Genomic DNA, 16,622 nt, shown 5'->3' on the forward strand with positions numbered 1-16,622 from the left:
GTCCGGAGCGGGACTTGAACCCGCACGCCTGTATAAATAGGCACTAGCACCTCAAGCTAGCGCGTCTACCATTCCGCCACCCGGACAGGTGCCGTTCGGCAACGAGTAAGAACTATACCATTCCGCGTGGCAAATGCAAACACGGTGTGTCGCGGCTGGGGGCGATGTGTAGCCTAGTGTCCATGACCGAACCTCTGTTTCTTCTCGATCCGGATCATGACGACGTTCCGGTGAACAGCGACGAGATCCACGCCGGGTGGACCCTGACGCTGCCGCCGCATATCCGCAGGCATGCCGTACAGGCGATGCGTCTCAAGGCCGGGGACGCGCTCACGCTGTCGGACGGCAAGGGGCTGCGGCTGCGGGCCACCATGGTCGATCCGGAGCAGGGGACCGCCGAGGTCGTGGAGTTCGGGCGCGAGCCGCAGCCGGTCGTGCGGCTGAACCTGATCCAGGCGCTGGCCAAGAACGGCCATGACGAGCAGGCCATCGACATGGCTACGCAGATCGGCGTGGATACGGTGATCCCCTGGCAGGCGGATCGCTCGATCGCCAAGTGGAAGGCGGGGAGGACCGACCGCAAGTGGCGTCAGGTGCTGGAGGCCGCCACCGAGCAGTCGCGGCGCTGCTGGACCCCGGAGCTGGGCGACTGCGTCTCCAGCAAGGAGATCGTGGCCATCTGCCGGAGGGCGTGCGTGCACGACGAGCTGGTGATCGTGCTGCATCAGGATGCCACGCGCAGCTGGCATGATATCGAGGAGTCGATCGCCGCGTTGTCGGACCGTTGCCTGAACGACGGCAGGACGCGTGCGATCACCGTGGTCGTGGGTCCCGAAGGCGGCATCAGCGAGGCCGAGGTCGACGCGTTCGTCGGCGCCGGTGCGGAATGCTGCGTATTGGGAACGAACATCCTGCGCGCGTCCGCGGCCGGGCCCGTGGCCCTGGCGCTGCTGTCCCGCGCGGTGGGACGCTACGCCTAGCGGGAATATCCGTGCGGCGCAATAGCATGGGATGCGGCAGTAGTTCAACCAGGAGGATCATGATGAGCGAGCCCGATTGCCTGTTCTGCAAGATCATCGCCGGCGAGATTCCCAGCGAGAAGGTCTATGAGGACGAGACGACCTATGCCTTCAAGGACATCAGCCCCAAGGCGGCGGTCCATGTGCTCGTCGTACCCAAGCACCATTACGCGAACGTCGCCGAGCTGGCCGGCGCCGATGCCGCGCAGCTCGCGCACATGGTCCAAGTCGCCCAGTCGCTCGCCGATGACGCCTTCCACGGGGCGTACCGCCTGATCTTCAACACCGGGCGCGACGCCGGGCAGAGCGTGTTCCATGTCCATGCCCACGTCCTGACCGGTGAGACGTTGGACGAGTAGCGGTCCGTCGCGCAATCCAACCGATACTGCACCTACTCACGAGAAGGGAATCCGTGGCCACCACGACACGAACCATCACCATCCCGACGCAGCTTGACCCCGTCGCGGTCCTCGGACCGGTCGATGAGGTCCTCAGGGAGGTGGAACGGGCGTTTCCGGACCTGACGATCATCGTGCGGGGCAACCGCATCGCCATCATGTCCAGGTCGAAGCAGACCGAATCGCAGGCGGCGCGAGCCGAGGAGATCGTCAACACCATCATCCAGGCCGCGTACACCGCGCCGATGGACGCCGATACCGTACGTCGCATGCTCGATCAGGACATTCTGTCGAACCGTGTACGCCGGACGCACCCGGGGCATGGCGTGGTGACGGAGTCGTTGCGCCGCGCCCTTCCCGAGACCCCCACGCGCCGCGACGAGGTCTCGCAGCACCACAAGCCGCACGTCCCCGGCGTCATCACGTTCGCGAACGGGGCGCCGGTCCGGCCCAAAACCGCGGGACAAGTGGCCTACGTCAACGCCATCGAATCGCATACCGTCACCTTCGCCATCGGTCCGGCCGGCAGCGGCAAGACGTATCTGGCCGTGGCCAAGGCCGTGCGCGCATTCCAGGATCGCAAGGTGCGCCGTATCATCCTGACCCGTCCGGCCGTGGAGGCGGGGGAGAACCTCGGCTTCCTGCCCGGCACGCTCAACGAGAAGGTGGACCCGTACCTGCGGCCGCTCTACGACGCCCTCTCCGACATGCTCGGCCCCGACCAGCTGCGTCATTACATGGACGACGGCACCATCGAGGTGGCGCCGCTGGCGTATATGCGCGGCCGCACGCTCAACGACGCGTTCGTCATCCTCGACGAGGCGCAGAACACCACCGAGCAGCAGATGAAGATGTTCCTGACCCGACTGGGGTTCAACACCACGATGGTGATCACCGGCGACGTCACCCAGATCGACCTGACCGTACCGAACTCCGGACTGGCCTCCATCGAGCGGATCCTCGGCGGCATCGACGACATCGCGTTCGTCCATCTGGATGCGGGCGACGTGGTGCGGCACGCGTTGGTCGGGCGGATCGTGGAGGCGTACGATCGGCATGCCTACGCCATCGGGCGTGGGACACGGCAGCGAAAGGGCAATGATGAGCGTTGAGGTGATCAACGAGACGCAGTGGGTCATCGATCCGAAGGTCTTCTCCGACCTCGGGGTGTGGGTGCTGGACCAGATGAGGGTCAGCACGCAGTCCGATCTGACGATCATGTTCGTGGACCCCGAACCGATCGCCACCCTGCATGAACGGTGGATGAACCTGGAGGGCCCCACCGATGTGATGAGCTTCCCGATGGACGAGCTGCGCCCCGGCGACGGCCGCACGCTGGTCGAAGGCATCCTCGGCGACATCGTGATCTGTCCGTGGGTGGCCGCGCAGCAGGCCGCGGCCGCCGGGCACAGCGCGTTGGAGGAGATGCTGCTACTGACGATTCACGGCACCCTGCACCTGCTCGGCTACGACCACGTGACCCCGGATCAGGAACGGCAGATGTTCGGGCTGCAGCGCCAGCTGCTGCTCACGTTCTTCGCGCTGCACCACGGCATCGGGGAACCGGCCACACTGCCCGCCGGCACCCCCGATGCGCTGGCGCAGTACGATGAACGCCGCCGGCTGACGCGCGGATCGGAACAACGGTAAGGATGAGGCATGATATTCGATGATCCCTCGCTGATCGTGGTGATTGCGGCGCTCGCCGTGGCCGCCGCGCTGCTGATCTGGCTGTCGTTGACGATGGCCTCCGCCGAAGGCGCGGTCTCCCGCGTCACCAGGGCCAGTCTGAACAACCTGATCCTGGAGACGCAGACCGATCAGGAGATGAGCCAGTTCACCCGCATGAAGCGCATCGAGCGCATCCATAAGGTGCAGAAGCTGATCGCCGACCGGTACGCCACCTCCGGATCGTGCATGTTCTTCCGCATCTCCTGCAATGTGCTGGATGGCGTGCTGGTGATGTGCATCGCGTCGCTGTGCGGGGCGCCGCTGTGGCTGGAGCTGGTGTGCGGCGTGCTGTTCGCGCTGATTGTGGCCGTGGTATCGGTGCTGGTGCGTCCCCGTGCCGTGGGGGCGCTGAAGCCGGTGGACATCATGATCAAGCATGCGGGCGTGATCACGGTGGCCTCCGCCCTGACGCCGTTCGCCCGCGTGGGCGGCCAGAACGGCCAGAAGCGCAGGCGCGAGTCGGAGCTCTCCGACGACGAGGAGCTCGAAAAGCTCCAGATGGAGCAGGGCAAGGCCATGATCGACCGGCTGGTCGAGGCCAACGACTTCGATCCCGAGACCTCGGAGATGCTGCGCAACGTGCTCAAGCTCTCGGACACGCTGACCCGCGAGATCATGGTGCCGCGCACCGACATGATCTGCATCGGCAAGGAGCAGACGCTGGTCTCGATGCTGAAGCTGTGCTCTCGCTCCGGATTCTCCCGCGTGCCGGTGATCGGCGAGGACGTCGACGACCTGATCGGCGTGGCCTACCTCAAGGACGCCGTACGCACCACGGCATTCAACCCGGCGGCCGGCGAACGCACCGTCGATTCGATTGTGCGCGACCCTCTGCTGGTGCCGGAGTCCAAGCCGGTGGACGATCTGTTCCACCAGATGCAGCGGTTGCGCCAGCATGTGGCGATCGTGGTGGATGAGTATGGCGGCATCGCCGGCTTGGTGACGATCGAGGACACCATCGAGCAGATCGTCGGGGAGCTGGAGGACGAGCACGACCGCACCCAGCATGCCGAACCGGTGCAGATCGGGGAGCGCAAGTGGAGCATGCCCGCCCGCACGCCGATCGCCGACCTGGAGGAAATCTTCGAGATCGACATCGACGAGGACGATGTCGACACCGTGTTCGGTCTGCTGACCAAGCTGCTGGGACAGGTGCCGATCGTCGGCGCGTCGGCGGTCACCCGCGGGCTGCGGCTCACCGCCGTGGATTCGGCCGGTCGCCGGAAGAAGGTCTCGACGATTGTGGTGGAGCCGGCGCATACCGATCAGAGCAACGACGAGGATCCGGACACATCAGCCGAACAGGACGAAGCAGAGAACAAGGAGCAGTGAACCAGTGAACGACACAGCCCAGCAGACGCAGGATCAGACGGTGTACAGGTCGGGGTTCGTGGCCGTGGTCGGCCGCCCGAACGTCGGCAAATCCACGCTGATCAACGCGTTGATCGGCACGCAGGTGGCCATCGCCTCCTCCCGGCCGGAAACCACACGCAAGGCCATCCGCGGCATCCTGACCACCGACCATGCGCAGATCGTGCTGGTGGACACCCCGGGCATCCATCGCCCGCGCACGTTGCTCGGCCAGCGGTTGAACGATGTGGTGGACGAATCGTTGGCGGACGTGGACGCCATCGCGTTCCTGCTGCCGGCCGACCAAGAGATCGGCCCGGGCGACAGGCGCATCCTGAGCCGGTTGCGCGCCGAGTTCGCCACCAAGCGGGACGACGGGAGCTTCTCCTGGAAGGTGCCGCTGATCGCCATCGTCACCAAGATCGACGAGCTCGACCGTGAGCAGCTGATCGCCAAACTCATCCAGATCAACGAGTTCGCCGATTTCACCGATATCGTGCCGGTGAGCGCGCTGCAGCATGACAATCTGGCCGAGGTACGCAACGTGCTGATCGACAATATGCCGGAGGGACCGCAGATGTACCCGGCCGATCAGCTCACCGAGGAGCGCCCCGAGGACACGATCGCCGAGCTGGTGCGCGGCGCGTTCCTGGAGGAGCTGGACGACGAGCTGCCGCATTCGCTGGCCGTGGTGGTCGATTCGATTGAATATCCGGAGGACAACGAGACCGGCGAGGCCTATGACGGCAAGGTCGAGGTCATCGTGTCGATCTACGTGGAACGCGATTCGCAGAAGCCGATCATCATCGGCAAGGGTGCCGAGCACCTGGTGCGCGTCAAGAAGAAGCTGCGCACGCCGGTCAACCGCATCGTCGGGCGCAAGGCCAAGCTGGACCTGCATGTCAAGGTGGCCAAGGGCTGGCAGTCCGACCCCAAGCAGCTCGAGCGCCTCGGATTCTGAAAGCCGGTGCGTCCGGCGTTCTCCGTTGCGGCGGAGGCGCTGCAAACGACGCGGAGATCAACAGTGATGCGCATATGGCATATGACTGTGGGGTGCCGCCGGAGAATTCCGGACGGCACCCCACAGTCATATGTGTTTGGATGCGCAGCGGCGTTACTTGCGCTTGGTGTACATCTGCGTGTTGAGCAGCGTGGCGTAGCGCTTGATGACCTTCGGGCGGATGACCTTCATCGAGGCGGTCATCAGGCCGTTCTCCTGCGTGAACTCCTCGGGCAGGATGATGAACTTGCGCACCGATTCGGCGCGGGACACGCCCTCGTTGGCCTGATCGACGTACTTCTGCACCTCGGCGCGGACCACGGCGTTCTCGGCGGCCTCCTCCAGCGGCATATCGCGGTCCAGACCCTTGGCTTCCAGCCACGGGCGCAGCGACTCCTCATCCAAGGTGACCAGCGCGGAGATGAACGGGCGCTTGTCGCCGAGCACCAACGCCTGGGAGACGAACTCGCAGCGCTGGATGACCTCCTCGATCGGGCGCGGAGCCACGTTCTTGCCGCCGGCGGTGATGATCAGGTCCTTCTTACGGCCGGTGATGTAGAGGAAGCCCTCCTCGTCCAGACGGCCGAGATCGCCGGTCATGAACCAGCCGTCCTCGGTGAACGTGTCGGCCGTGGCCTCGGCGTTCTTGTGGTAGCGCGGGAACACGGCGGGTCCCTGGATCTGGATCTCGCCCTCCTCGCTGATGCGCACATGGAAGCCAGGGTAGGGGATGCCGACCGAACCGGCCTTGAACGGCGTGCCGATCGGGTTGAACGCGCAGGGAGCGGTGGTTTCGGTCAGGCCGTAGCCCTCATAGACCGGAATGTTCGCGCCGCGGAAGAACGCCAGCAGCTCCGGGTCCAGCGGGGCGCCGCCGGCCACGATCCACTGGGCGCGTCCGCCGAGCACCTGGCGCAGCTGCGCGTAGATCATCGGGTCGAAGGTGGCGCGGCGGGCGGCGGTCAGGGCCTTGGGCTTGCCGTTGGCGCTGATCTCCTTCATGTAGTTCTGCGCGGTGACCACGCCGGCGGCGAACGCCACGCCCTTGACGCCGTGCCCGGCCTTCTGCGAGGCGGCGTTGTACACCTTCTCCAGCACACGGGGCACCACGATCATGACGGTGGGCTTGGCCTCCTGCAGATCGTTGATCAGCGTGGCGATGCCCTGCGCGATGTAGATGCGCAGGTTGCTGGCGACGACGATGTAGTTGACGGCGCGGGCGAAGGTATGCGCCTGCGGCAGGAACAGCAGCACGGAACCGTTCCTGTTGTTCAGCACGGCCGGCATGAACGACTGCAGCGTCATGGCGGTGGTGCAGTAATGCTCGTGGGTCATCTCCACGCCCTTCGGCGCGGCGGTGGAACCGGAGGTGTACACGATTGAGCACAGATCGGTCTTCTTCACCGAATCGATGCGCGCGTCCAGCTCCTCGTCGGAGACCTGGTCCGCATACGCCTGAATCTCGGCCAGACCGCCGGTCTCCAAGCATAGGATGCTCTCCAGCGAAGGGCATTCCGCGATTGTGCCGTCGGCCTTGTTGCGCATCTCGACGGTTTCCACGATGAGCAGCCTGGCGTCGGAGTTGTCCACGATGTTGCGGATCTGCTCGGCCGAATCGGTCTCGTAGATCGTGGCCATCACGCCGCCGCACGCCATGATCGCCGCGTCGATGATGTCCCACTCATAGGAGGTGCGGCACATGAACGCCACGGTGTCGCCCTTGCGCAGGCCGCGCTGCATCAGGCCCTTGGCGGTGACGCGGATGTCCTCCAGCACCTCGGTGGCCGTCTTGGTCACCCAGGCGTCGCCGGACTTGTACGTGTACAGCGGGTCGTCGCCCATGCGCTCGGCGCGCTGCGCGTACAGGTCGTAGATCGTCATGCCCTCATCCAGCGGGGGAATGCCCTCGGTGTAGGCGGTGAGCAGGCCTGTCTGCTGATCGATGTATGTGGTCGTCGGACGGTCCTCACCCCAGGTGTGTGAATGCGGCAGACCGGTGACATCCAGCTGCCCGGCACCGGAGGGGGCGGCGTAGTCGGGACCTTCGCCGGAGTCGTCGCTGACCGGGTGGACGAAGTCGCCGCCGAGCTGCAGTGCCTTCTGCGCCAACGAGGTGGCGGTGTGCTTGAGTGATGTGATGACAGACACGTGATTCTCCTTATAGCCTGGTATGGCCTCTCTCTGTCGAATGATAACCGGTCATCGGCGACACGTCACCTTACGGTAGCGTAGGAACGCCGACGCTGCACCGTTCATGCGCCGCAATCTGCATATTGGGACGGCGCTGTTGGTTTGGTCGGCTCCTTGGTTAGACTGTAAGGCTGTAACATAACCGAATCTTTTCTTCTGATAAGAATAGAGGAAGGGCTCACATGGCTGAAACAGCACAAGCCACCGTGGTGTTCGGCGTCCTGAATGAGACGTCGGACCACGAGTCCCGCGTCGCGCTGACGCCGGATATCGTCGCACGGCTGCGCAAGGCGGGTGTCTCCTGCCTGATTGAGAGCGGCGCAGGCGTCGCCGCCAACTATGTTGATGAGGATTACACGAAGGCGGGCGCCGAGGTCGTGTCCGCCGATGAGGTGATTTCCCGTTCGGACGCCCTGGGCTTCATCGACCGCCCGGGCGCCGAGCTGGTCGCCCGCCTGAAGCCGGGCACCTGGGTCATCGGCATGCTCGGTTCCTTCACCGATGCCGATTACATTGCGTCCCTCGAGCAGGCCGGCCTGATCGGCGTCGGCATCGAGAAGCTGCCGCGTCAGCTCAGCTCCGCGCAGTCGATGGATGAGATGACCTCGCAGAACTCCGTGATGGGCTACAAGGCCGTTCTGGTGGCCGCCAACGCCTACGGTTCGTTCTTCCCGATGATGACCACCGCCGCCGGCACCATCCGCCCGGCCAAGGTCCTCATCCTCGGCGCGGGCATCGCCGGACTGCAGGCCATCGGCACCGCCCGCCGTCTGGGCGCGGTCGTCACCGCGTACGACGTACGTCCGGCCGCCCAGGGCGAGGTCGAGTCGCTGGGCGCCAAGTTCCTGGATCTGGGTCTCGACTTCTCCAAGGGCCAGGGCGAGGGCGGTTACGCCCGCCAGCTCACCCCGGAGGAGCAGGCCGCGCAGCAGGCCGCCGTCGATGAGAAGGCCGCCGGCTTCGACGTCATCATCACCACCGCCAAGGTGCCGGGCCGCAAGCCCCCGATGCTGCTGACCAAGGCCGGCGTGGACGGCCTCAAGCGTGGTGCCGTGATCGTCGACTGCGCCGCCAGCGAACTGGGCGGCAACGTCGAGGGCTCCACCGTTGGCACGCAGGTGACCGAGGGCGGCGTGACCATCATCGGCGCCCCGTACCTGGCCAGCGAGGTGACGAACACCGCGTCCAACCTGCTGGCACGCAACGTGGCCGACGTGCTCGCCCACTTCGTGCGCGACGGCAAGCTGGCGATGGACCTGAACGAGGAGCTCGACAACGCCCTCGTCGTCGCCGGCCGCGCCGAAGCCCCGGCTGCGGAAGGAAAGTGAGAGAGACTATGGATATCGTCGTAGCAATCACCCTGTTCATCCTCGCGCTGCTCATCGGCGTCGAGGTCATCGGCAAGGTTCCCGCGACACTGCACACCCCGTTGATGTCGGGCGCGAACTCCATCCACGGCATCGTCATCGTCGGCGTGGTCATCGTGGCCGCGCACGCCACCTCGCCGCTGGCCTGGGTGTTCATCTTCCTGGCCGCCGTGCTGGGCACGATGAACGTCGTCGGCGGCTATGTGGTCACCGACCGCATGCTGGAGATGTTCAAGTCCGACAAGTCGAAGAAGAAGGGGGAGGACAAGTAAATGGGTACTCTCGCGCAAACCCTGAGCACGCCGCTGGGCGTGGTCGAATGGTTCGTCTATCTGATCTCCGCCGTGATCTTCGTGATCGGCCTGCACCTGATGAACTCGCCGAAGACCGCCCGCAAGGGCAACCTGATCTCCGCGGCCGGCATGATCCTGGCCTGCGCGATGGCGTTCATCGTGCTGTTCGTCAATGAGATCGCCAACGGCTTCCAGCACGGCGTGGCCGTGGCGCTGCTGATCGTCGGCATCATCATCGGTGCCGTGGCGGGCGTGGTCTCGGCTAAGAAGGTCAAGATGACCGATATGCCGCAGCTGGTCTCCATCTTCAACACCGTGGGTGGCGGCGCGGCCGCGCTCGTGGCGCTCAACGACATCCTGACCTCCGAGGGGCTGCCGACCATCGTGGTGCTGATCACCGCGGGCCTGGGCATCCTGATCGGCTCGGTCACCTTCTCCGGCTCGCTGGTGGCCGCCGGCAAGCTGCAGGGCCTGAAGTTCATGCGCAAGCTGGCCATCCCGGCCAAGGGCGTGGTCAGCGTGGTGTGCATCGTGCTGATGCTCGCCTCGTTCGTCATGCTGTGCGTCATGCCCGAGCAGCGCCTGCTGTTCAGCATCCTGACCACCGTGTTCGCGCTGATCTACGGCCTGGTGTTCGTCATCCCGATCGGCGGCGCCGACATGCCGGTCGTCATCTCCGTGCTCAACGCCTGCACCGGCACCGCCGTGGCCATGAGCGGTCTGGCGATCAACAACATCGCGCTGATCGTGGCCGGCGCCCTCGTCGGCTCCGCCGGCGTGACCCTGTCCATCGACATGTCCAAGGCCATGAACCGTCCGCTGATGAGCGTGCTCGCCGGCGGTTTCGGCTCCGGCTCCTCCGCGGCCGGCTCCGCCGAGGGCCCTGAGGGCACGATGAAGGAGACCACCGCCGACGACGTGGCCGTGCAGCTCGTCTACGCGGAGAAGGTCATCTTCGTCCCCGGCTTCGGTCTGGCCCAGGCGCAGGCCCAGCGCGAGCTCGCCGATCTGGGCGAGCTGCTCAAGGGCCATGGCGTCGAGGTCTCGTACGCCATCCACCCGGTGGCCGGCCGTATGCCGGGCCATATGAACGTGCTGCTCGCCGAAGCCAACGTGCCGTACGAGGAGCTCATCGATCTGGATGACATCAACCCACAGTTCCCGCAGGCCAATGTGGCGCTGGTCGTCGGCGCGAACGACGTGACCAACCCCGCCGCCCGCAAGCCCGGCACCGCCGTCTCCGGCATGCCGATCCTGGACGTGGACATGGCCCAGAACGTGGTGGTGATGAAGCGTGGCCGCGGCCGCGGCTACGCCGGCATCGAGAACGAGCTGTACTTCAAGGACAACACGCAGATGCTGTTCGGCGACGCGAAGGCCGGCCTGCAGGCCGTCATCGCCGCCGTCAAGGAGCTCATCAACTGACCTTGATCTGAGGCCCGTTGACCATAACCGAGGGGTGCCCCGCAAGGGCACCCCTCGTCGTATATGTTCATCGGGTACGGTCAGACGCCTGCATTCGTCTCGTTAGATGCACGGTTCCCCCGATTCGTATGTGTCCGAATCGGGGGAACCGTGCTCCTTGGACATGATGGTTGCGCTAACAACGCAGGAATCGGGGGATTCGGACAAATATGACGCCTACAGCCCGAAGGTGCGCGTGACGAAGTTGGTGACGCGGCACCAGTAGCGTTCCGGATCCGTGGATGCGGCCATCGTATGCCCGGCCCCGGGGATCATCATCTTCTGACGGTCGATGCTGGCGCAGGCGTCGAAGTTCCTCTCCAGCGAGGCGGGGGAGACGAAGTCGTCGGCGCCGCCGTGGATGAACAGCATCGGGATCGTCGTATGGTGCAGCTGTCGTACGCACGATGCCTCACGGAACCCGTAGCCCGCGCGATGCCGGCAGATCAGGCTCATCGTGGCCACGAGCGGACGCGCGGCCCAGCGCGGCAGATGGTACAGCGAGCGGGCGTTGAACATGAACTGGTCCCACACGGAGGTGAATCCGCTGTCCTCGATGGCGGCCACCACGTTGCGCGGCAGCGAGGCCTCGCCGGCCGCCATCATCACCGCCGCGCCGCCCATCGAATTGCCGTGCAGCAGGATGCGTGCCTGCGGATCCGCCGCCGTGATCACGCCGATCCAGTCCATCAGATCCACACGTTCCAGCCAACCCATGCCGATGTAGCGCCCCTGGCTCAGCTCATGCCCGCGCGAGGCGGGCACCAGCACCGTGAATCCCATCCGGGCATACCGGTGCGCGTACTTGGCCATCTCTGCCGGGTCGCCGCTGTATCCGTGGCAGCAGATCGCGTACAGGTGCGGAGTCGGGCTCACGCAATCGGGATCGACGAGCCAGCCGTGCAGCTTGAACCCGTCGCGGCTCATCATCGAGATCGGCTGTTTGGACTCCTCGAACCAGTCGGCAGACTCCTCCTGCTCCGCCATGTCGGCCGCAGGCGTCTCCGGTTGCGGATCCTCCAGCTCCCCGTCCTGCAGGCGGCGCATCATCGACCGCCGGGCCTGGGTGTCCAGGGCGAACGAGAAGAGGAGATTCGCCGTGGCATACAGTGCGCCAACCGTGGCCGCGGCGGTGACGCCGGCTCCGATCAGAACCTTCTTCGTCAGCGTTGATGTTGTCTGCGTCATTGCAACCTCTTCCATGGACGGCCTTCTGTTGTTCAGTCTAGCGCTCGGTACACGGGTACGACGACCGCAACACGGCGGGCGTGAGATGCGGCCGGCGCGTGGGGCGCTGTCCGGGGTGTGCGTATACTTGATGACTGTTGCTTTGGCGAGGGAAACCGCCGTGGGTGGTTTCCGTAATCGACTCGGCGCATTCAGCCCCTCCTGCGGGGTCGTTCTGCGGCGCGTCGTGGCGTCAAAAGACAGAACGACAAGTGACATGCAACCCAAAGGAGGCCAGCAATGGCTAGCAACATGATCGTCCTCGAGGGCGAAGTTCGTGATGAGTTCGGCAAGGGTGCCGCGCGTCGTATGCGCGTGGCCAAGCAGATCCCGGCGACCATCTACGCCGGCGGTGCCGACCCGGTGTTCGTCAAGCTCCCGATGAAGGAGACCACGCTCGCCCTGCGTCACACCAACGCCCTGTTCACCATCAAGTTCGGCGACGAGCAGAAGATGGCCGTGGTCAAGGACGTGCAGCGCAACCCGGTCAAGCGCATCGTCGAGCACGTGGACTTCTATGAGGTCCGCGCCGGCGAGAAGATCGACGTCGAGGTGCCGGTGTTCGTCGAGGGCGAGCCGAAGGGCGCCGCCGTGGCGTTCGTGGACATCCAGGAGCTCAAGGTCCGCGCCGATGTGGCCAACCTGCCGGAGCGCATCGTGGTGAACGTGGATGGCATGACCGACGGCACCAAGGTGTTCGCCAAGGACGTCGTGCTGCCGGAGGGCGTCGAGCTCGACGTCGAGGATCCGGAGGAGTCCGTGGTCACCGTTGAGGTGCCGGAGGACGCTTCCACCGAGGAGGCCCCGGAGGCCCCGGCCGCTGAGTGAGCGTAGCGCCATCCAGATATAACCGATGAAAGGAACCCGCCTGTTGAGCGGGTTCCTTTCATATTGTGGTCGCCGTCCCGCATCCCGGCATCGGGATGTGAGAGAGTACCAATCATGAAGCCCGGGCCACAAGCGCGGGAGCACTACTACTGAGCGCCGTCGCAAGGGCGGCAGGAAAGAAGTTGAGAATGACCGAACAGAACCATCATGATCCCGCGGCGCTGGATAAGCTCGCCGAACCGTTCACCGTGCTGCCGAACGACAACCCGGCCTCGGACGCCAAGCGGCAGGAGCTCATCGACAAGCCGGCGTTCGGACAGATCTTCTCCGACAACATGGCCCACATCTCCTGGACCAAGGGCGAGGGGTGGAACGACCGCCGCATCGAGCCGTACGCGCCGCTCAAGCTCGATCCGGGCGCTTCGGTGCTGCACTATGCGCAGGAGATCTTCGAGGGCCTGAAGGCCTATAAGCACGCCGACGGTTCGATTTGGATGTTCCGCCCGGATGCGAACGCCGAACGCTTCCAGAATTCGGCCAAGCGTCTGTATCTGCCGGAGCTGCCGGTCGACGATTTCATCGGCTCGTGCGCCGCGCTGGTCAAGCGCGATGCGGCCTGGGTGCCCTCCCGCCGCGAATACACGCTCTACCTGCGTCCGTTCATGTTCGCTTCCGAGCCGTTCCTGGGCGTGCGCGCCGCGCAGGAGGTCGACTACTGCGTGATCGCCAGCCCGTCCGGCCCGTACTTCCAGGGCGAGAGCCGCCCGGTGAGCATCTGGGTGGAGGACAAGTGGTTCCGCACCGGCCCCGGCGGCACCGGCTTCGCCAAGTGCGGCGGCAACTACGCCGCCTCGCTGATCGGCGAGTACAAGGGCATCGAGAACGGCTGCGAGCAGGTGTGCTTCGTGGACGCCGCCACCAAGACCTATCTGGAGGAGCTGGGCGGCATGAACATGATGATCGTCCACAAGGACGGCCATATCGAGACGCCGAGCCTGACCGGCAACATCCTGCCGGGCGTGACCCGCCGCTCGCTCATCCAGCTGGCGCAGGACAAGGGCCATGACGTGGTGGAGACGATGATCAAGCTCGACGACCTGCTGGAGGACATCAAGTCCGGCGAGGTCACCGAGGTGTTCGCCTGCGGCACCGCCGCCATCATCGCGCCGATCGGCCGTTTCAAGTCCGAGAAGTTCGACGTGACCGTGGCCGGCGGCGAACCCGGCGAGCTGACGATGGACCTGCGCAACACGCTGCTCGGCATCCAGCTCGGCGAGATCGAGGATCCGCACAACTGGATGTGGAAGGTCTGCTGACCTGCCAGTTCCCGCTGCAGCGCCCCCGGGCCGGAGGATATCCGGTTTCGGGGGCGCTGCCGTTTTTCGCATCGCGTGTCATCCGGTCGGACTGAGTATGCTCTGTACGGGACCCCGAGCCCCTCATGGCAGGGCCGACACAATGGGCGTGATGACGGAAAGGACGACGGGCATGGAGATGGCGTTGGAGAGCAACATGTTCTTCCTGGCTATCGAATATATCGCCATCCTCTGTTGCGGCATGGTGGGCGGATTATCCGCGATCCGCAAAGGATATGATCTGTTCGCCATCCTCATCACGGCATGGCTGACCGCGTTGGGCGGCGGCATCGTGCGCGACGTGATGCTGGGCGCGGTGCCGCCCGTGGGCATAGCCGACAAGGGGTTCGTGTTCACCGCGCTGGCCTCCGGAATCCTGGTGGCCGTGATCCATCCCGAGGTCGACAAGCTCAAATGGCTGATGACCACCTTCGACGCGATCGCGGTCGGCATGTTCGCCGTCAACGGCACCGAGAAGGCCATGCTGTACGGCACCTCGGGCATGACCGCGGTGTTCATGGGCATGTTCACCGCGTTGGCCGGCGGGCTGATCCGGGATATGCTCATCAACGAGGTGCCGGTGGTCATCCGGGACAAGCACTGGTACGCTGTGCCCTCGGCGGTGGGATGCATGGCCACGGTGTTCGTCTGCAAGGGTGTGCAGGCGGGTGTCATCAACCAGACCGCCGAGATCGTCATCGACGTGTGCATCGTCGTTCTGGTGGTGGCGATGCGGCTGCTGTCCGTGAAATTCAACCTGATGCTGCCGGGTGCGGTGGAACGGCACCATACGTATCTGCCCGGCGGCAGACGCTGATCACGCGTCTCGACGGTGTGTTGCGAATGCGGGATCCTGCGGCTGGCCGATACGAGAAAGTCCCGCACCTCTTGCGAGATGCAGGACTCAAGCGATGACCTATGCGGTCAGGCTCACAGGGCGTTGATGGCCACAGCGAGGCCGGACTTGCGGTTCGCGGCCTGGTTCTTGTGGATCACGCCGGCGCCAGCAGCCTTGTCGAGCTTCTGGGCGGCGACCTTGTAGGCGGCCTCGGCGGCGGCCTTATCGCCGGCGGCGATGGCCTCGCGGGTGGCGCGGATCGCGGTCTTCAGGCTGGACTTGACGGCCACGTTGCGCTTGTGTGCCTTCTCGTTGGTCAGCACGCGCTTCTTCTGCGACTTGATGTTTGCCACTATCTACTCCAAACGACGGTTATACGGTAAGGACATACAAAACCATGATGATAGCATGTCGGGTGGAAAAACGCGCGTCCACACTCGGCGGGGGAGTTGCTAGGATGATATGAGTTTTCCATTCCCTGCCATTGAGGAGGCCTTTTTGGTGGCTACGCAGCACAACCAGCCGGGTTTCACCGATCAGTCGCTGATTCGTAACTTCTGCATCATCGCGCATATCGACCACGGCAAGTCGACCGTGGCGGACCGCATCCTGCAGTTGAGCGGCATCGTGCCCGAGCGCGAGATGCGCGACCGCTTCCTCGACCGCATGGACATCGAGCAGGAACGCGGCATCACCATCAAGTCGCAGGCCGTGCGCGTGCCGTGGACGTTCGACGGCACCGAGTACACGCTCGGCATGATCGACACCCCCGGCCACGTGGATTTCACCTACGAGGTCTCCCGCGCGCTGGCCGCCTGCGAGGGCGCGGTGCTGCTCGTCGACGCCACGCAGGGCATCGAGGCGCAGACCCTCTCGAACCTGTACATGGCCATCGACCACGATCTGGCCATCATCCCCGTACTCAACAAGATCGACCTGCCCAGCGCCGAGCCGGACAAGCACGCCGAGGAGATCGCCGGCCTGATCGGCTGCGAGCCGTCGGACGTGCTGCGGGTCTCGGGCAAGACCGGCGAGGGCGTGGCCGACCTGCTCGACCAGATCGTGATGGACGTGCCCGCCCCCAAGGGCGATCCGGACGCCCCGGCCCGCGCGCTGATCTTCGATTCGGTGTACGACTCGTACCGCGGCATCGTGACCTACATCCGCATGGTCGATGGCGAGCTGCGCAGTCGCGAGAAGCTGCACATGATGGGCATCGGCATGGCCCATGATCCGATCGAGATCGGCGTGATCAGCCCGGATATGACACCGACCAAGGCGCTGGGTGCCGGCGAGGTCGGCTACGTGATCACCGGCGCGAAGGACGTGAGCCAGTCCAAGGTCGGCGACACGATCACCACCGCGGCCAAGGGCGCCACCGATCCGCTGCCCGGCTACCGCGACCCGCAGCCGATGGTGTACGCCGGCCTGTTCCCGATCGACAACGCCCAATACCCGGAGCTGCGCGACGCGCTCGACAAGCTCAAGCTCAACGACGCGGCGCTGATCTACGAGCCGGAGACCTCGGTGGCGTTGGGCTTCGGCTTCCGCTGCGGCTTCCT

At 65.0% G+C, this 16,622-nt stretch carries 16 protein-coding genes and 1 tRNA gene; 13 read left to right on the top strand and 4 right to left on the bottom strand.

Annotation, left to right across the window (positions count from 1 at the left end; all coding sequences use genetic code 11):
* Nucleotides 1-86, bottom strand: a tRNA-Leu gene (locus B4C31_RS04875).
* Nucleotides 87-182: 96 nt separating this feature from the next.
* Between B4C31_RS04875 and B4C31_RS04880 the strand changes: the two genes are divergently transcribed.
* The 6 genes from B4C31_RS04880 to era are packed head-to-tail and all read left to right on the top strand — an operon-like array spanning nucleotide 183 to nucleotide 5,459.
* Entirely contained in the window at nucleotides 183-980 is a 798-nt protein-coding gene (locus B4C31_RS04880) for a 16S rRNA (uracil(1498)-N(3))-methyltransferase (protein WP_291531567.1), read from the top strand.
* Between the two features lie 59 nt (nucleotides 981-1,039).
* Entirely contained in the window at nucleotides 1,040-1,378 is a 339-nt protein-coding gene (locus tag B4C31_RS04885; RefSeq protein WP_033507447.1) for a histidine triad nucleotide-binding protein, read from the top strand.
* A gap of 53 nt (nucleotides 1,379-1,431) precedes the next feature.
* Nucleotides 1,432-2,529, top strand: a complete 1,098-nt coding sequence (locus tag B4C31_RS04890) for a PhoH family protein (protein ID WP_291531568.1) — start codon at nucleotides 1,432-1,434, stop codon at nucleotides 2,527-2,529.
* Entirely contained in the window at nucleotides 2,519-3,067 is a 549-nt protein-coding gene (ybeY, locus tag B4C31_RS04895; protein WP_033507443.1) for an rRNA maturation RNase YbeY, read from the top strand. The genes B4C31_RS04890 and ybeY overlap by 11 nt, the downstream gene beginning before the upstream one ends.
* A 9-nt stretch (nucleotides 3,068-3,076) precedes the next feature.
* Entirely contained in the window at nucleotides 3,077-4,480 is a 1,404-nt protein-coding gene (locus B4C31_RS04900; protein ID WP_291531569.1) for a hemolysin family protein, read from the top strand.
* A 4-nt stretch (nucleotides 4,481-4,484) separates the two neighbouring features.
* Complete coding sequence (gene era / locus B4C31_RS04905; protein WP_349679127.1) at nucleotides 4,485-5,459, top strand: GTPase Era; 975 nt, start codon at nucleotides 4,485-4,487, stop codon at nucleotides 5,457-5,459.
* A 153-nt stretch (nucleotides 5,460-5,612) separates the two neighbouring features.
* Here the strand turns inward: era and B4C31_RS04910 are convergent, their stop codons facing one another.
* Nucleotides 5,613-7,646: an AMP-dependent synthetase/ligase gene (locus B4C31_RS04910; protein WP_291531570.1), complete on the bottom strand. Its 2,034-nt coding sequence runs from the start codon at nucleotides 7,644-7,646 to the stop codon at nucleotides 5,613-5,615.
* A 224-nt stretch (nucleotides 7,647-7,870) separates the two neighbouring features.
* Between B4C31_RS04910 and B4C31_RS04915 the strand changes: the two genes are divergently transcribed.
* From B4C31_RS04915 to B4C31_RS04925, 3 genes are read left to right on the top strand one after another with little or no spacing between them, the layout of a single operon-like run.
* Nucleotides 7,871-9,016, top strand: a complete 1,146-nt coding sequence (locus B4C31_RS04915) for an NAD(P) transhydrogenase subunit alpha (RefSeq protein ID WP_291531571.1) — start codon at nucleotides 7,871-7,873, stop codon at nucleotides 9,014-9,016.
* An 8-nt stretch (nucleotides 9,017-9,024) separates the two neighbouring features.
* Nucleotides 9,025-9,327 (top strand): NAD(P) transhydrogenase subunit alpha, encoded by a 303-nt coding sequence (locus B4C31_RS04920; RefSeq protein ID WP_033507434.1) that lies wholly within the window; start codon nucleotides 9,025-9,027, stop codon nucleotides 9,325-9,327.
* The gene (locus B4C31_RS04925) at nucleotides 9,328-10,773 is read left to right on the top strand and encodes an NAD(P)(+) transhydrogenase (Re/Si-specific) subunit beta (protein ID WP_291531572.1); all 1,446 of its coding nucleotides are present in this window, start codon (nucleotides 9,328-9,330) and stop codon (nucleotides 10,771-10,773) included.
* A gap of 216 nt (nucleotides 10,774-10,989) precedes the next feature.
* Here the strand turns inward: B4C31_RS04925 and B4C31_RS04930 are convergent, their stop codons facing one another.
* The gene (locus B4C31_RS04930; protein WP_291531573.1) at nucleotides 10,990-12,000 is read right to left on the bottom strand and encodes an alpha/beta hydrolase; all 1,011 of its coding nucleotides are present in this window, start codon (nucleotides 11,998-12,000) and stop codon (nucleotides 10,990-10,992) included.
* Nucleotides 12,001-12,279: 279 nt separating this feature from the next.
* On the opposite strand from B4C31_RS04930, the gene B4C31_RS04935 reads away from it, so the two are divergent.
* The 3 genes from B4C31_RS04935 to B4C31_RS04945 all read left to right on the top strand — a co-directional run bounded on the left by B4C31_RS04935 (nucleotide 12,280) and on the right by B4C31_RS04945 (nucleotide 15,039).
* The gene (locus B4C31_RS04935) at nucleotides 12,280-12,867 is read left to right on the top strand and encodes a 50S ribosomal protein L25/general stress protein Ctc (protein WP_289068422.1); all 588 of its coding nucleotides are present in this window, start codon (nucleotides 12,280-12,282) and stop codon (nucleotides 12,865-12,867) included.
* A 188-nt stretch (nucleotides 12,868-13,055) separates the two neighbouring features.
* Nucleotides 13,056-14,183, top strand: coding sequence for a branched-chain amino acid aminotransferase (locus tag B4C31_RS04940; RefSeq protein WP_033507418.1), 1,128 nt, complete (start codon nucleotides 13,056-13,058; stop codon nucleotides 14,181-14,183).
* A gap of 172 nt (nucleotides 14,184-14,355) precedes the next feature.
* Nucleotides 14,356-15,039, top strand: coding sequence for a trimeric intracellular cation channel family protein (locus B4C31_RS04945; RefSeq protein WP_052122608.1), 684 nt, complete (start codon nucleotides 14,356-14,358; stop codon nucleotides 15,037-15,039).
* 113 nt (nucleotides 15,040-15,152) lie between these two features.
* On the opposite strand, the gene rpsT is transcribed toward B4C31_RS04945, so the two are convergent.
* Entirely contained in the window at nucleotides 15,153-15,413 is a 261-nt protein-coding gene (gene rpsT / locus B4C31_RS04950) for a 30S ribosomal protein S20 (RefSeq protein ID WP_033507416.1), read from the bottom strand.
* Between the two features lie 148 nt (nucleotides 15,414-15,561).
* Between rpsT and B4C31_RS04955 the strand changes: the two genes are divergently transcribed.
* Nucleotides 15,562-16,622 (top strand): GTP-binding protein (locus B4C31_RS04955; protein WP_291531574.1); only part of this gene is annotated, 1,061 nt, incomplete at its 3' end.

Source organism: Bifidobacterium sp. UBA4282 (genome assembly GCF_002394995.1).
GTDB classification, from domain to species: Bacteria; Actinomycetota; Actinomycetes; order Actinomycetales; family Bifidobacteriaceae; genus Bifidobacterium; species Bifidobacterium pullorum_B.

What these genes read in the sequence shown, in the direction of transcription:
- B4C31_RS04880 (WP_291531567.1), top strand. Translation starts at nt 183, where the DNA reads ATGACCGAACCTCTGTTTCTTCTCGATCCGGATCATGACGACGTTCCG.
- B4C31_RS04885 (WP_033507447.1), top strand. Translation starts at nt 1,040, where the DNA reads ATGATGAGCGAGCCCGATTGCCTGTTCTGCAAGATCATCGCCGGCGAG.
- ybeY (WP_033507443.1), top strand. Translation starts at nt 2,519, where the DNA reads ATGAGCGTTGAGGTGATCAACGAGACGCAGTGGGTCATCGATCCGAAG.
- B4C31_RS04900 (WP_291531569.1), top strand. Translation starts at nt 3,077, where the DNA reads ATGATATTCGATGATCCCTCGCTGATCGTGGTGATTGCGGCGCTCGCC.
- B4C31_RS04915 (WP_291531571.1), top strand. Translation starts at nt 7,871, where the DNA reads ATGGCTGAAACAGCACAAGCCACCGTGGTGTTCGGCGTCCTGAATGAG.
- B4C31_RS04920 (WP_033507434.1), top strand. Translation starts at nt 9,025, where the DNA reads ATGGATATCGTCGTAGCAATCACCCTGTTCATCCTCGCGCTGCTCATC.
- B4C31_RS04925 (WP_291531572.1), top strand. Translation starts at nt 9,328, where the DNA reads ATGGGTACTCTCGCGCAAACCCTGAGCACGCCGCTGGGCGTGGTCGAA.
- B4C31_RS04930 (WP_291531573.1), bottom strand. Translation starts at nt 12,000, where the DNA reads ATGACGCAGACAACATCAACGCTGACGAAGAAGGTTCTGATCGGAGCC.
- B4C31_RS04935 (WP_289068422.1), top strand. Translation starts at nt 12,280, where the DNA reads ATGGCTAGCAACATGATCGTCCTCGAGGGCGAAGTTCGTGATGAGTTC.
- B4C31_RS04940 (WP_033507418.1), top strand. Translation starts at nt 13,056, where the DNA reads ATGACCGAACAGAACCATCATGATCCCGCGGCGCTGGATAAGCTCGCC.
- B4C31_RS04945 (WP_052122608.1), top strand. Translation starts at nt 14,356, where the DNA reads ATGGAGATGGCGTTGGAGAGCAACATGTTCTTCCTGGCTATCGAATAT.